Annotated in this window: 6 protein-coding genes and 1 pseudogene; all 7 read left to right on the forward strand. The window is 72.3% G+C overall.

Annotated features, from left to right (window positions below; all coding sequences use genetic code 11):
* Positions 1 to 382 precede the first annotated feature (382 nt).
* The 7 genes and pseudogenes from SVTN_RS37720 (at position 383) to SVTN_RS37745 (ending at position 16137) form a co-directional block, all read left to right on the forward strand.
* On the forward strand, positions 383 to 1621 hold the full coding sequence (locus tag SVTN_RS37720) for a DUF1254 domain-containing protein (protein ID WP_052499547.1): 1239 nt from the start codon (positions 383 to 385) through the stop codon (positions 1619 to 1621).
* A gap of 148 nt (positions 1622 to 1769) precedes the next feature.
* Positions 1770 to 2039, forward strand: coding sequence for a cadmium resistance transporter (locus tag SVTN_RS37725; RefSeq protein WP_425429067.1), 270 nt, complete (start codon positions 1770 to 1772; stop codon positions 2037 to 2039).
* 821 nt (positions 2040 to 2860) lie between these two features.
* Positions 2861 to 3028, forward strand: a complete 168-nt coding sequence (locus SVTN_RS46725; RefSeq protein WP_425429037.1) for a transposase — start codon at positions 2861 to 2863, stop codon at positions 3026 to 3028.
* Positions 3029 to 3040: 12 nt separating this feature from the next.
* Positions 3041 to 3685: pseudogene (locus tag SVTN_RS42785) on the forward strand (IS5 family transposase); the annotation flags it as partial.
* 1014 nt (positions 3686 to 4699) lie between these two features.
* A complete protein-coding gene (locus tag SVTN_RS46300) occupies positions 4700 to 7360 on the forward strand; it encodes a DUF6603 domain-containing protein (RefSeq protein ID WP_041133091.1) in 2661 nt (886 codons plus the stop codon).
* Positions 7357 to 11403: a hypothetical protein gene (locus tag SVTN_RS37740; protein WP_063782311.1), complete on the forward strand. Its 4047-nt coding sequence runs from the start codon at positions 7357 to 7359 to the stop codon at positions 11401 to 11403. Before SVTN_RS46300 ends, SVTN_RS37740 begins: the two co-directional genes overlap by 4 nt.
* A 96-nt stretch (positions 11404 to 11499) precedes the next feature.
* Positions 11500 to 16137 (forward strand): hypothetical protein, encoded by a 4638-nt coding sequence (locus SVTN_RS37745; protein WP_041133092.1) that lies wholly within the window; start codon positions 11500 to 11502, stop codon positions 16135 to 16137.
* The last annotated feature ends 1 nt before the right edge of the window (position 16138 follow it).

Raw genomic sequence — 16138 nt, forward strand, 5'->3', positions numbered from 1 at the left:
GGAGTCCCTTCCCCCACACATCGGCCCCCAGGCTTCCCCTGCCGCGTCCGGCCACACCTGTCACGAGGCCGGGTCCGCGGCGTGGTCCTTCGCGGACAGCGGGACCCGGTGGACCTCGGCCACCCTGATGGCCCCTCCCCGAGTGCTTCCGTTCTAGTGGTCGGCGCATGTCGACATCCTCAGCTGACGCGTCCGGGGGTCTTGCGCTGCCGGTGCCCGGGGAACGAATGACCCGCGACTGTCTGCGCATGATGGGCAGGTTCGCCCATCTGTGGGGCCGGCCGCTGGTGAACACGCACAACCGACTCACGATCATGGAGCAGGTGCCCGCTCCGGGGCTGATCGGCGGGATGATCCGGGCCGGCCCTCCGGGGAGATCGGGATGCTGCACGACCACATCACCCCGGATGAGCGGATCGTGGCCTGTCCGAACCAGGACGTCGTCCACGGCTTCGGCGTCCTCGACGCCCGCCGCGGCCCGTCGGTCGTCCAGGTCCCCGACTTCGATGGCCGGTTCTGGGTCTACCAGATCGTCGACCAGCGCACCGAGGCCTTCGCGCAGCTGGGCGCCATGTACGACACCAAGCCCGGCTGCTACCTCCTGGCCCCCGCCGACTGGGACGAGCCGGTCCCGGACGGCATCGCGGGAGTGTTCCGGTTCGACACCCGCATCGCCGCGTGCATCCCCCGGGTCTTCATGAACGACACCGACGAGGACCGCGCAGCCGTCCAACCAGTGATCAACCAGGTCATGGTCCACCCACTGGCCGAGTTCACCGGGCAGCCGCGCACGGAACCGAATGGAGCGCAGCCGCACACGAAGCCGACCGGCGGGCGAGCGGTCTGGCCGGCGAGGACGTCGTCCTGGACATCGAGGTCGACCGGCACGACGCCGGCTCGCCCACGGCCATCGAGTTCCGCGGATACGCCCACACCCGTGACCCGTGACCCGTCCCCGATCTCCGGTGAACCGGTCACCGTCTACGACCCCACCACCCCACAGATCTGGTACGTGCCCTACCGCGGCACTGTCATCCCGTCGCTCACCGTACGTGCCCCGCGCGGCGGCTACCTGGTCCCGAGGGCGTACGCGCCACTGGTCGCCGACAGACTGACCCTGCACGGACTGGACCACCGGACCCTGGCACACCGCACCGACCATCCGGACGCCGACGTCTTCCGCGCCACCGCCGCGCAGTTCCCGCCCGTCCCGTTCGAAGGGCGCGTGCAGCTCGCGGTCGAGGGGTCCTGGCGACCGGAGCCACTGTCCCTGCCGGCCGGCAGCCTGTTCGTGTCGATCGCACAATCCGGAGCGAGACTTCTGATGGCGCTGCTGGAGCCGCAGGCCCCCGACTCGCTCGCTGCCCGGGGCTTCTTCAACGCCCACTTCGAACAGAAGGAGTACGTCGAGCCCTACGTCACGGAGATCTTCGCCCAGCAGATGCTGGACGAGAACCCGACACTGGCTGCCGAGTTCCGGAGCAGACTGGAGACGGATCCGGCCTTCGCCGCCAACCCGGAAGCACGCCGCGAGTTCTTCCCACGACGGCACTCCTCGTGGGACACACGGTTCGCCGTGTACCCCATCCTGCGCACCGCCCACACCCCAGGAGAGGACTGACTGTCACAGCGTCAGCGACCGCGTGGCGCTGTGCTTCGACAGCAGTTGTTCCGTATCTCGGGAGGCACCTCGGCGGCGTCGTGCTCGATGCCCGTGCGGACAGACAGCACCGACCCCGTGACCCCTGGGCCGCCGCGGTCCGGGTCCGCTGGAGGTCGCGGCGGTCACCTTCGCCAACGGCGGCGACAACATCGGCGTCTACGTGCCCGTCCTCGCCACTGCCGGCGTCGGCGGGATGACCGTGTACGCCGCGGTGTTCCTCGTACTGGTGGCCGTGTGGTGTTTCGCGGGCAAGTTCTTCGCCACCCGACCCGTCATCGCCGAGGCCCTCGCCCGCTGGGGCCACATCCTGTTGCCCCTGGTCCTGATCACCATCGGCCTGCTCATCCTCATCGAAGACGGTGCCTTCGGGCTGTAACACCGGGCGGCGCATCACCGGCACGGTTCGACTTCCTCACGGCAGCGGCCTCCTTGGCCGCGGTCACCGTGCGCTCGAACCGGGCGAAGGCGGAACGGCCTGGATGATTCGGCAGGTGTGCTTGGTCTCAAGGCCGAGAGCGACTGCACCATTCCAGCGTTGTTCGTTGCGGCTGGGCCGTGCGAGTGCGGCCTGGACCCGGGGCGGGGTGTGCGGCCGAGCCCACGCGGTCGAGGCAGGCGACGACATCACGTGCGATGGAGTCGTCGCCTGCCTCATCTCCCGGATCCGCGAACGCCTCGACGGCATCGACCCCTGACTGCGCAGCGTCTCCTGGGGTGCCTCGTCGAAGCCGCTCAGAAGAAGCCGAGCTTCTTCGGCGAGTAGCTGACCAGGAGGTTCTTCGTGTGCTGGTGGTACACGCCTCGTGTGGCCGCTGACCAGCGGAAACGGCTGCGATTCGGCCAGGCTGCAGGCGGCTGGTCCGTGTCTGGCCCGGATCTTGGTCGGCCTCGTCCCTGGCCCCGAAGAGCGACCGCCATGCGGGAGCAGTTCGCACCGAAGGACGACAGCCGCTCAGCCCCGCCCCCCTTATGGCCACGATGAACCGCGAGTTGTGATCCCTACACCCCCGCTCGCGCGGGGACCACACTTCCTGAGCTGGGCATCAGCCCGATCGCGGGAGGTGGAGAGCGAGGGCTGTTGGCAGTGGCGTGTGGTGGACTTCGCGCCGACGGATTTTCGTGGAGGTGGCGTTGTGGTCGATGCACGGTTAGGTCGTGTGTCGAAAGTGGATCTTGGGCTGTGAATGATCACGGTTCATGGGTCGGGAAGATCTTACGGACGAGCAGTGGGTGGTGCTGGAGCCGCTGTTGCCGAGGGGGACGAAGGCGGGGCGGCCGCCCGTCTGGCCTCGGCGGCGGTTGATCGACGGCATACGGTTTCTGGTCCGGACCAGAGTCCCGTGGCGGGACGTCCCCGTCGAGTAAGGACCGTGGAACCGGGTCTACGACCTGTTCCGCCGATGGCAGCGCAACGGCACCTGGCACCGGATCCTCACCCGGCTCCAGTCCCTGGCCGACGCGAAGGGCGCGATCGTCTGGGACCTGAGCGTCGACTCCACGGTCTGCCGCGCCCATCAGCATGCGGCCGGGGCCCGCAAGCAGGGTGATCTGCAGAAGGAACCGCCGGGTGGCCTGTTCACCGAGCCTCGTGATGACGGGCTGGGACGCTCGCGCGGCGGGTTCACCACCAAGCTGCACCTGGCCGTCGAGCAGGGCCAGAAGCCCATGTCGATCGTGGTCACGGCTGGGCAGCGCGGCGACTCGCTGCAGTTCGAACCCGTGCTGGAGAAGGTCCGCGTGCCTCGCATCGGTCCGGGCCGGCCACGTGTCCGCCCCAACCGGGGCCGCGCGGACAAGGCGTACGCCTCCCGCCAGAACCGTGCCTACCTGCGCCGCCGGGGATCCGCTGCACCATCCCCGACAAGACCGGCCAGGCCCGCAACCGCCAGAAGCTCGGCTCCCGCGGCGGCCGGCCGCCGCATTTCGCCCCGGCCGACTACCGCGAGCGCCACGCGGTACGACAAGCTCGCCGTCCGCTACGAAGCAACCGTTCTCGTCGCAGCCGTCAACGAATGGCTGTGACAAAAGATGATTGGTACGGGCGCACGCAACGGGAACTCCCGGTCTTCCGTTGCCCGATCGCCCGTCTTTGCAGCACCGGGATTGCAGCCAGTAGTGACGATAGCCGCTCGAACGGCACGTTGCGGCCGACCGGCTCGGGGTGGGCTGCGTGGAGACGGGCCATCGCGTACCAGAGGCCTCCCGGGTAGCCGTAGTTTGCCGACGGCGCTTCCTTCTTCTACTGCTTGCTGGGCCTCATGGCTGCCTTCCGGTTGATGACGTCGGAATGCTTGATTACGGCGTGGCCAGGGCGCAGTGCGCACCTTGGCTCTCGTCATCCCGCCGGGTGGCGCGGCGACTTCGGGAGCCGTTCCGTCGAAGAGCTGAAGACCAGTCAGGTCTGGGAGGCGGCGCAGGTGCTCGGCGCGGTGTGGTGGGAGCCGGGCGCGGCGCGGCGGTTCGTCAGTTCGGACTCAGCTCCGGCGGTGCGACCGTGTGAAAGCCGTCCGGCGAGGCACTCGCAGACGACGCACCCCGAGCCTGCGGCACCTGTGACTGCGCCCGCGACTGAGCCGACGGGGAGGCGAAAGCCGGCCACCTGTCGGCCCCAGGAAACGGCCGCCACCCTGTTCCTCGGCCTTGCCGTCTGGCAGGTCACCCGCCGCCACGTCCGATGGCTTTCCTTATGGGAGTTCGAGGCCGTCCCACGGCCTCCGCCCCTTCCGCTCTGCGGGCCGACCTGGGCGCCGCCCTCTCGCGTGGACACCCATCCCGGCCTGTGTTTTTATCGAAGAAGGTGGTGCATGCCGCACTTTCGCAAGGTAACGCGCCACAGTGCACCCGGTCGTCCGGGCGGAGGGGAACGGGCCGGGTGGAGCGATGCGTTCACCCAGGCCGGGTGAGGACGGCCCTTTCCTTGTTGCAGGAACGGGCGGCCCACACGGACGGCACTCCGGCTCGGCGCGAGCCGCGAGGCCGATCATCACTGTCAGTTCCGTAGTGAGAAGTCATCGAGCTGCACACGGAGGTGACCCCGTGAGCGGGACCGTTGCCGATCTGGCCGCGCAGCTGCGGACCGGGCTGGCCGCAGTCCTGCCCCAGCTGGGTGCGCTGGGCGTCACGCAGAGGCGAGCCAAGCTGGCTCAGGCGCTCGGACTGCCGGGGGCGCAAGTGACGCCCTCGGCGCTGCTGTCCCGCATCGGCGTGCCGCAGAGCGATCAGGCGGGCGACCTGTGGCCCAAGCTGCTGGCGTTGCTCGCCGACTCGGCGGACGGCGCGGCCGCGGGCTGGAACCTCACCGTTCCGGATGTCCTCGTGGTCACCGCGGACGACGTCCAGGTCCTCGGCGTCACCCTGCCACCGGAGATCTCCTTCACCGTACGCCTGGGCACCCTCCGGCTGGCCGACGTGCTGGAGGTACGGCAGGACATCACGCTCACCCTCAGCGTGCCGTCCGACCCCGCGGGTGCCGCGCTGCAGCTCTCCGTGCGCGGCATACGGCTCACCCTGCCCACGGACGCGCTGCTCACCCTGCTCGCCCCGGGCGGGTCGGCCCTGGAAGGTGACGTCCAGGCCGGGCTGGACATGACGGGGGTCCACTTCCAGGGCGGTGGGAAGAACGGCCTCGCGGTACCGCTGAGGGCCGCACCGCCGGGCCTGCGCGCGCCCGCCCTGTACCTGGCGCCCGCCGGCGGCGCGCTGCGGTTCACCGCCTCCTTCGGCGCCTCGCTGCTGGGCGTCGCCGACGCCACGCTCGACGGCATCGGCAGCGAGCTGACCCCAGGAGCCCCGGCCACACCGGTGCCCCCGAGCGGGATGGGCCTGAGCATGGCGCTGGGCCCCGCCCGGGGCAGTGGATTCCTGGAGCGGCGCGGTGACGAGTACCGCGGCGCCCTGGGGCTCGCCCTGGGGGTGGTGGACGTACGGGCGTTCGGCATTCTGCGGCCCGGCGAGCCGTCGCTCCTGATCGCCCTCAGCGCCCACTTCACGCCGGCCGTTGAACTCGGCCTCGCGTTCACCCTGAACGCGGTCGGCGGGATCGTCGGCATCGGGCGCGCCATCGACCGCGCCGGCCTCGCGGCGGCCGTGCAGTCGGGTCACCTGGACGACGTTCTGTTCCCGGACGATCCGGCCCGGGCCGCACCGCAGATCCTTCAGACGCTGGCGTCGGTCTTCCCGGCCCGGCGCGGCAGTCAGGTCGTCGGGCCGACCTTCCGGCTGGGCTGGGGCCGCCCGGTGTCCTTCGTGACCGCGGACCTCGGACTCGTCCTGGAACTGCCCAGTGGTGTCGTCGCCCTCCTGGGCCGGCTCAGGATCGCGCTGCCCGCCCCCCAGGCGCCGATCCTCGACCTGCGGGCTTCCGTCGCGGGCGTCATGGACCCGGGAGCCGGACTCGTGGAGATGGTCGCCGACCTCGCCGGGTCCCGGCTGCTCACCGCCGGCATCGAGGGCGGGATCGCGCTGCGGATCAAGGTCGGCTCCGACGCGGCGTTCATTCTCAGCGCCGGCGGTTTCCACCCTCGCTTCCCCAAGCCCGCCGGGTTCCCGGTACCCCGCCGGCTGTCCATCGCCATCGCCAGTGCCCCGGCCCTCAGCATCGTCTTCTCCGGATACTTCGCCGTCACCCCCGGCACCGCCCAGGCGGGAGCAACGCTGACCGCGGTCATCGGATCGTCGGACACCGGGGTGAGCGGACAGCTCGGCTTCGACGCACTGCTGCGCTGGGAGCCCAGCTTCGGCGTCGTGCTCGATCTGTACGGCTCCTTCCACCTCCGTTTCGACGGCCACAGCCTGTGCTCGGTCGACATACGGGTCCGTGTCGAGGGGCCGACCCCCTGCTGGCACGTCGCCGGACGGGCCTCGGTCTCCCTGTTCTTCATCGACGTCAGCTTCCCGTTCGACGAGCACTGGGCCTGCACCGGTGCCGTCGGGGCTCCGCCCGCTCCCGATGTCGCACCCCTGCTGGAGCACGAACTCGACAACCCCCGCACCTGGGAGCCGGTGCTGCCCGACGGCGCGGCCAACCTGGCCGCCCTACGGGGCGACGGCGCGGACACCGGCCGGTTGCTGCACCCGCTCGGCCGGCTCCGCTTCAGCCAGCGCGTGGTGCCCCTCGACGTCACCGTGACCCGGTTCGGCCCCGGACGTCTGCAGAACCCGACGGCCTTCGCCGTCACCGTGCGCTTCGGCGACGGCAGCGGGGCGGTCCAGCCGGTGCGCGAGCAGTTCGCGCGCGCGGACTTCTTCGACCTCACCGACGACGAGAAGCTCACCCAGCCCGCGTTCGAACTGCTCCGCTCCGGCAGTGAGCTGACCCCTCCGGCGGCCGGGGGCGGTGCGCCCCGCCGCACCGTGGAGGTGCGCTACGAGACCAAGTGGCTCGGCGAGCGCGGTGCCCCGCCTCAGCCGCGCGCCCCCTGGACGCTCGCCGAAACCCACCTGCTCGCCGCGCTCCAGCACGGTGCGGTGGCGACCAGCGCGGTCCACGGTGACCGGATCCGGTACGTCTCGCCGCCCGCGCCGACGGCTCTGAAGGCACCGTCGTTCGCCGTCGCCCACGTCGACACTCTCACCGAGGTCACCGAGCTGGGACGCAAGTCCACCTTCACCGAAGCGGCCCTGTCGTTCGACGCCCCGTCCGGACGCACGCAGCTGCTGCACGTCGTCCCGCCGTACGAGCTGAAGGCCACGCCATGACCCGATACGCGTTCGCCTCGTGGGACCGGACAGGAGCCGCGGCGTCCCTGACGGACGTCGACGACCTGCAGCGCACTACGCCGGTCCGGGGCACTCTCGCGGCCGCCGCGTCCGTCAACGGACGCCCCGAACGGCCCGTCCCCGCGCACCTGTACGGCCCCGGTGACGTTCGCGCCCTCGATCCCCGACAGATCGTGCGGATGTACCCGCTGCCCGGCACCCCCGACGCCGAGACGACCAAGTTCCCCATGGTCGAATTCGACCGCACCGACCTGCCCTGGCTGTTCACGCCGCTCGCCGCGGCACCCGGCGGGGAACTGCGCCCGTGGCTCGCGCTGGTCTGCGTACCCGCCACAGCCAGGCCACGACGGGAGCCCGGCCGGCCGCTCCCCGTGCTGCGCGTGCCCGGCACCGAACTCCCCGACCCCGCGCACCTGCACCTGTGGGCGCACGTCCAGACCGTCGTCGGCCACGAACAGGACCCACGCGCCTGCGTCTCCCGGCTGCTCGCCCCGCGCCGTCTGCTGCCGCACACCGATTACGTGGCCTGCCTGGTGCCCACCTTCGAGGCCGGACGGCGGGCCGGCCACAGCGAGAGCGGGGGAGACCTGGCCCCCGCGTGGAGTGCCGCCGCGGACAGCGACCTGCCGGTGTACCACTCGTGGACCTTCTCCACCGGGGAGGCCGGGGACTTCGAGACCCTCGCCGACCGCCTGCGGTGCCGCCCCATCGGGGGAGCGGGCCGCAGGCCGATGGACATCAGCCGGCCGAGGCCGCAGGACCCCGGTCCCGGGCAGGTCGTCCAGCAGGTCGAGAGCGCCCTGTGCAGCCCCGACCTCGGCCCTCGCGACGCCTGGCCGGTCGACGCCCACAGCACACAGTGGCAGAGCGCCCTCGCCGCCTCGCTCGAAGGCGTCCACAGCGACGACAGCGACGACGACCCGGAAGTCGCACCTCCGCTGTACGGCCGGTTCCACGCCCTCGCCGCCAAGGCGGTACCCGGATCGGCGGGCTGGCTGGACGCCCTCAACCTCGACCCGCGCTGGCGCGTCGCCGCGGGTCTCGGGACCAGTGCCGTCCAGCGCGAGCAGGAACAGCTCATGTCCTCTGCCTGGACCCAGCTGGCCGACGTACAGGCCGCCAACCGCTTCCTGGACCTGGCCCGGCTGGCCCGGCTGGTCGGCGCCCGGCTCCACGAGCGGCACGTACGGCCGCTCACCACGGACGAGTTCCTCCACCTCGCGGCGCCGCTGCGCACCCGCACGCTGCTCGGAGCGGTCACGCTGGCGAGCACCGTGCACGCCAGCGCCCTGCCCACCGCCATGGCCACGACCACGTTCCGGCGCGCCGTCCGTCCGCTGGGCCTGCTCAGCCGAAGGGTCACCCTTGTCGCCGAGCAGCAGAACGGGACTGCGCCTCAGCAGCCGTTCGCCACCATGCTGACCAAACTGGCGGAGGTCGGCACCGGACTGGCCGTCACACCCCGCAGTCCCGACGGCACCGTCGCCTTCGCCGTCGCACCGGAACGCGTCGTCCTCGCCGAGCGGCTGCCCGCCGTCCGGGCCGCCCTCGGCGTGTCCACCATCACCGCGCCCGCCTGGCAGGTTCTGGCCGGTGAGGTGATCCGCCGCGCGCAGACCCGCGAGCTCACCACCGCACAACTCGCCGCCGTACCGACCCTGCAGCCCACCTCGCTCGACGCCGTCTTCCGGCTCGGCACCGTACGGGAGATCGGCGTACCCGCCCCGTTCCTCGCCGACACCCGGCTCACCCCGCAGGGCAGCCTGCTCTTCCCCTCCGGGCGAACCTCCCCCACCGGCCTGCTGACCACCTCGGACAGCGGCACCACGACGACCTTCAAGGGCATGTGGTCCGGTCCGTGGAGGCCGTTGACCGAGGGCGCCGGCTGGAAGGGCGAGGCCCGTGGCACCTTCGGCCCCGGCGGCACCAGCCCCGGCAGCTGGCGAGGCGTCTTCTCGGGCGTGTGGGACAACCCGACCCTGGGCAGGCAGGGCGGCTGGCGGCTGGTCTTCACCGGCACCTGGGAGACCCCCGAGGACCACGGGACCTGGCAGGGCCTGGCCGTCGGCGTGTGGGACGACCCGGCAGACACCTCCGACGGCACGTTCAACGGCATCTGGCGGTCGCAGACCGCCCAGGGCACCTTCCACGGCACCTGCCCCGGCACCTGGGACTGGGACGAGAGCGGCGTCGCGGGGATCTGGCGCGCCGACTGCTCCGGTGGCTGGGAACGGCTCGCGGACGGTACCCCGCCCCCGGACGGCGAGGTGTGGACACCCGAGAAGCTGGGCGAGGTCCTCACCGGCTGGCAGCAGGGCGGCGGCATCTCCCTGGGCAGCCTCCTTGGGCCGGGAAGCCTGCCCGGCCTCGCCGACCGGCTGCCCGCACCCTCCGTCCTCGGCCTCACCCCCGGCGAGACCCACGGGATGGTGGTCGGCGCGCACGACCAGGTCTTCCGTCCCGCCGACGTGCCGCCCGTACCGCCCCGGGACACCTTCCCCGCAGCAGCGGCCCACACAGCCGTCACCGGCCGGATCGACCCCCACACCACCGTGGGCGCCGTCGTCGCCTCCCGCATCGAGCATCCGGCCCCCGGTGACAACACCGCGCCCATCCAGTGGGCACCCACCTTCCCCGACGCCATGTGGCGGCCGCTGGCCGAGCAGTCCACCGAGTGGATGCTGGCAGGGTTGGCCAAGGTGCCGCCCGACAGTGCCGCGCTCGCCGTGACCAACCCCGCCTTCGTGGCGTCGTACATGGTCGGCCTCAACCACGAGTTCGCCCGCGAACTGCGCTGGCGCGAATACCCCACCGACCAGCGCGGTACCTACTTCGCCTCCTTCTGGGGCACCGGCTCTGAGATGCCGCCCCTGCACCAGTGGCAGACCGGTTCTCCGCTCGGCACCCATCTGACCGTCCCGGCCGACCGCGTGGTCCTCCTGCTGCGCACCGCCCTGCTGCGCCGCTACCCCGGTGCCCTCGTCTACGCGGCCCCCCTGCTGCCACCGGCGCCGGACGGCGCACGGGAACCCGACGACGCCCACGCCCAGCACCCGGTCTTCCGCGGCGGTCTGGACCCGGACACGGCCTTCCTCGGCTTCGACCTGCGGCTCGGTGACATCGTGGGCCACGACTGGTGCTTCGTCATCGCCGAACAGCCCACCGAACCCCGCTTCGGCCTGGACGACCCCACGGACGTGGTTCTCGCCAGCCCGCCGCCGCCCGGCCTGTGGGGCCGCCCTTACGTGCCGCCGGCCGAGACCGAACCGCCCACCGACGCCGACGACTGGAACAACCTCGACTGGAGTCACTTCTTCGACTCGCGCCCGAAGCTCGAGGCCGCGACGCATGCGCCGGGAGACCGGCGCCCCAACGTCGCCCTCGGCGACCTGGTGTGGGGTGACAGCGCCGCCGGTATCGCCCGGCAGTGCTTCCAGCAGCCCGTACGGGTGGTCATGCCCGCCGAACGGCTCCTGAGCCCGCAACCGACGCTGTCCGCACGGGACTTCGTCCACTGGACATCGGCCGGGCCGAATGGGGCGGTGGGGACACTGCACGGTCACCAGGTGACCCTCTCCGGACCGATGGGAACCGCCTTCGACTTCCATGACGCCTCTCCCGCATTCGCCACGCCCGCGTTCACCCCACGACTGGGCGCCACCGGCATGCTGGAGATCCGTGGCGGCCCGGGCCACGCGTTCACCCTCGACTTCGACGCCCCGTTGCACGACCCCGTCTTCCATCTGGGATCGTTCAGGTCGACCCTCAAGGTCACTTCCCCACCGGACACGGCTGTCGCCCGGCTCAGCGGCGACGCACACTTCCAGGTCACCGCGAACGTCGTCTCCGGGCCGGGCGACGACCCCGGCCTCGACGACGCCAACGGGAGCGTCCGTCTCGCCGGAGCCTTCCACACCATCACCTTCACCCTCGTCCCGAACTTCACCGGCGGCAGCATCGTCGACGGTGTCCTCTTCCAGGTCGGCGGGGCGCAAGTCGACGGCGGCGGGCCGGGTCCGTAGCGAGTCCGGTCCGCCACTCGGCTTCCAGGAGCCGCACGGATCGTCATGCCGGCGAACGGCCGCTCCACACCGTCCCAGCTCAGGGAGGCAGACAGGATGACCGATCTCGCACCGCTGCGCGCGGCCGTCGCCGAGGCCGAGAAGCGCCGCGCCGGTCTCGGCCCCGACGCCACACCCGACCAGCGACGGGCCGCCTACCAGGCCCTCCAGACGGCCCGTCAGGCCCTCCACCAGGCGCTGCGCGAGTTCGTCGCCACGGCCGACACCGACGAACTGCTCGCCCGGCTGGATCCCGACGTGCCCCTGATGCTCGCCCCGGTGCGCCTGGAGACCCGGCTCCGGCCGGACGGCGGCCGGCCCGACACCCTCCAGGTGCGGATCTTCCCCGACGACATCCACGTCGACAGCCATGAACCGCTCCTCACCGACGGTGAGATCCAGCAGGGCAAGCGGTACTGGCGCGCCGTCTTCAGGGCCGGACGCACCGAGAACCCGGCGGGGGACCGGGCCCGCATCCGGCTCGGCGCCTGGGAGCAACTGTGCGGCACGCTGGGCCCGGCCCGCGCCCGCTGGATCGTCACCGTGCTCACCCCCAGAGCCGACGACCGGCCCGAACTGCCCCTGCCCGACGACACGGCAGGCCCCGAGCCCTCCTGGCCCGCCGCATCCGACATTCCCACCCGCTCCCGCGGCTGGAACAGACCGGCCACCGCCTCCACCCTGCCCGACCAGTTCGTCGTCCAGGCCTTCCAGCAGACCGAGGACGGCGAAATCCTCGTCGGCGAGAGCCGCGGCGAGGCCGTACCCGACACCGTGCAGGTCAGCCCGGACCCCGACGCGCCGGCCGCCCCCGCGGGCGCGGCCACCACACCTCTGACCGACCCCGGCCTGCGCTGGCTCACCGACTTCTCCGCCGCCCACGACAACGGACTCGCCCTCACCGTGCCCCTCGACGGGGCCGGTTACGATCCGGACCGCCGCCCCTTGCTCTCACGCGTCGTCACTTTCGGCGTGTCGGCCTCCATGAACCCGCAGATCTCCGCGGACCGGCTGGCCACACTGCTGACAGGGCGGGCCCGTGACGGCGAGGCCGCCTACGTCCCGCAGGACACCCCCACCAACAACATCCCGGACCCTCACCACCCGCACAGCGACCCTCCCGACGTCGACGCCCTGCTGCACGCGGCCGCCCCGACACCCCCCGCCACCGATCCGTGGGCCAACGCCACCTGCCTGGCTTCGGCACTCGGCATCCCGCAGGACGTCGCCGCCGCCCTGCCCGGCGGCACGGAACCCGAGCAGGCCGATGCGCGCGCCCTGCAACTGGCCCTGTGGAGCGCGACCGGCGACTTCTTCCTCGACCAGCTCCTGGAGAGCGACAGCCACACCGACGAGACCGGCATCGATCTGGAGTGGCTGCGTCTGCACCACGCGGACGCCGTGCGGGCCCGTGGCCCGCTGCCCACCCTGCGCCTCGGCAAGCAGCCCTACGGCCTGCTGCCCGTCACCGTCATGCGCCGCTGGCGCCCCGACCCACAGGGCGAGCACGGACACCTCGCCGGACTGCACCGTGTGCTGACCACCCTGCGTCCGTTCTGGGAGGTCGGTGTCGACAGCATGCCGCGGGTCGGCGGACGGGACCAGCCCGGCGACACGCTCGCCCTGCCCAAGCCCGAACGTGACGTGCTGCGCGCCCTGGGCCTTGCCGCCGTGTCGAAGTCCTGCGACGTGCGGGCCGTGCGCGGCGCCCTCAACGCCTGCTACACCAACCGCGTCCTGGGCCTGGTCCAGGACTGCGGCTTCGGCCCCGAGTCCCGTCTGTCCACCGCCCTGAACCGGGCTCTGGGCATCGACTACGAGCCGGTCATCTCCCACCACGAGAACGAGCCGCACACCAGCCGACTGTGGCTGCCCGCCACGCGACTGATGGACCTGCCCGCGGGCACCGACCCGGTCGACGAACTCGCGGGGTTCCTCGAGGAGGTCGTCGACCGGTTCGAAACCCTGCACATCCTGGTGCGCCCGGCCCGGGCCCGCACCCTGCTGGAGGCACTGCTGCGGCACACCGCCAACCTGGAGTACGGCCATGCCGCCGCCGGAGCCGCCCATGCGAGCCACCTGGTGACAGACGCACGGCTGCGCTTCGCCGAGGTCCTGCTGGCACCCTCGAGCGCCGGCACCCTCGCCTCCCAAGCCGGTGTCGCCCTCAGGCCGTTCACCCTCAAAGCCACTCTCGGCCTGACCCTGCCCGGCGTCGCCGAGGCCGCCGCACCCACCGTGCACGACGCCATCAACGACGCACGTGTCCTGCTCGCCCCCGCCGTCGAGGTCGCCGCCCTGCACCACAGGGGTGTCCTCGACGCCCTCAGCGCCGAACGCCCCTGGAGCGTGCGCCTGGCGCAGATCGACGCCGCCCTGCGCTACCTGTCCACCCGGGTCCACGCCTGGCACGACGCCGGCCAGGATCCCTTCACCATCCTGGAACGCCTCCTGGGCGAGTGCCTCGACCTCGCCTCCCACCGGCTCGACGCCTGGATCACCTCGCTGGCGACGGTGCGCCTGAAGGCCATGCGATCGGCCACCCGCCGACCCACCGGTGTGCAACTCGGCGCCTACGGATGGGTGGAGGACATCTCCCCGCGGGAAGCCCGCCGCAGCGAGGGATTCGTGCTGGCCCCCTCCCTCGCACAGGCCACCACCGCCGCAGTTCTGCACAGCGGCGCCCTCTCCCACCCCTCGGACCCCGGCGCGTTCGCCGTGAACCTGTCCTCAAGCCGGATGCGGGCCGCCATGGCCGTACTGGACGGCGTGCGCCAGGGACAGCCGCTGGGCGCGCTGCTCGGCTACCGCCTCGAACGGCGGTTGCACGAAGCCCGGGAGAGCGCCACCCCGCCGTTGGAACTCGACCGGGTCATCGCTCCACTGCGCAAGCAATGGCCGTTGCGGGCCGTTCACCACCAGGCGTCGGGCGCCACGGACTTCGTCGCTCCGCACGACGTCACCGACGGGGCCGCCGTGGGCGCCCTGACCGTGGAAGCCGCGCTGAGCCAACTGACGCCCACCGTCCATCCGTCCCTGGACCCCCTGCGGGAGGAACCCCCGGTCCGCGCCGCACTGGAGGCCCTGCACGACGACATCGACGCCGTCGGCGACCTGCTGCTCGCCGAGAGCGTGCACCAGCTCGCGAACGGCAACCCCGACCGGGCCGGCGCCACCCTGGACAGCCTCGCCGCCGGCGGCCAGCCACCACCCCGCCCCGAGATCCTCGACACCCCGGACCAGGGCACCCCCGTCACCCACCGGATCCTGATCGTCGTTCCCAAGGACGTGCCGCTGTCGCACGGCTGGGACGGCCCGGCACAGCGCGCCCGGCCCCGCGCGCTCGCCGAACCGCTGCTCGACGCGTGGTCCGGCCATCAGCTGGGGCGGACCGACCGGATCCGGCTCCAGGTCGCCTGGCGGCGGCCCGGCCACCCCGTACCGGCAGCGACCCGCCAGCTCCCCTGGCCGCCCATCGACCTGTGCGCGCTGGACGTCGTGGCCCTCACCGCCGCCGGCACCCTGCGCGCCGCGGTGAGCCAGGCCCTGACCGCACACCGCCCGTCCGACCTGCCGGGCGACGCCGTGGCCGACCTGCTCGACGGGCGCGACGCCCACTGGCCGCGGTCGACGGTGTCCCTGCAGGAGTTCGAAGCGCTGGCCGGTGCCGTTGCCGCGGTCCTCGCCGCCGGCCGGCCCGGCTCGCCCGCCGACCTGGCACCCGCCGCCAACCCACCCACGCTGGCGCCCGACGAGACCGAACTGCGCGGCCGCGCCCAGAGCGCCATGGCGGAGCTCAAGCTCGCCAAAGACGCCGCTGACCTGCAACGTCTCTCCGCCTACGGCATCGTTGTCGCCCCGTCCGCCGACGACGACGCGGCCGCGCGTACGAGGGCCGCCCAACAGGAGGCCGCCACCCGACTCGAGCTCGCCGCGAAGGCACTGGCCGGTCAGGGCCCCCAGGCCGCGGTGGCCGCCCTGCAGGCGGTCTTCGGACCCGGATTCCGCGCCGTCGGCCTGACCACCGCCTCGGCCCCCGCCCCACTCGCGGCGTCCTTCGGGCCCGGCCTGGACCGCGGCGGCACGGCCGACACCATCCCGCGCGACTGGCTCGAACGGACGGCAGCCGTACGACCCGGTGCCTCGGCCCTGGCCGACCTGCTGCTGTACACCGACGCGATCGGCACCGGCGGAGACTTCGCGCTGCGGATCGGGCAGACCCCCTTCACCGCACACGACCACTGGGTCGGCGCCGCACGCACGGCGGACCTGCCCTCGGCGACCGGCCTGGCCGTGCACGGCCTGACCGCACCCGACCTCACCCACCCCGTGGCCGTCCTCGTGGTCGACGAATGGCCGGAACTGATCCCGGCCCGACGGCAGACGGCAGGAGTCGCCTTCCACTACGACGCCCCGGGCGCCCGGGCTCCCCAGGCCGTGCTGCTCGCCGTACCGCCGGAGGTGGGACGCTCCTGGACGGCCGAGCTGCTGAGCGAGACCGTCCGCGAGGCACTCGACCTCACCGGACTGCGCCTGGTCGACCTCCAGGCGCTCGGCTGGCTGGGCCGCTACCTGCCCGCCGTCTACCTGCCGCAGGACGCCCTCGGATCCTTCCCCGGAATCGACCTCAAGGAGCTCCTGAAGACCCACATCGCCGCAGGCGTCATCGCCAAGCTGAGAGACCTGGAGGCCTGAC

Source organism: Streptomyces vietnamensis (assembly GCF_000830005.1).
GTDB classification, from domain to species: Bacteria; Actinomycetota; Actinomycetes; order Streptomycetales; family Streptomycetaceae; genus Streptomyces; species Streptomyces vietnamensis.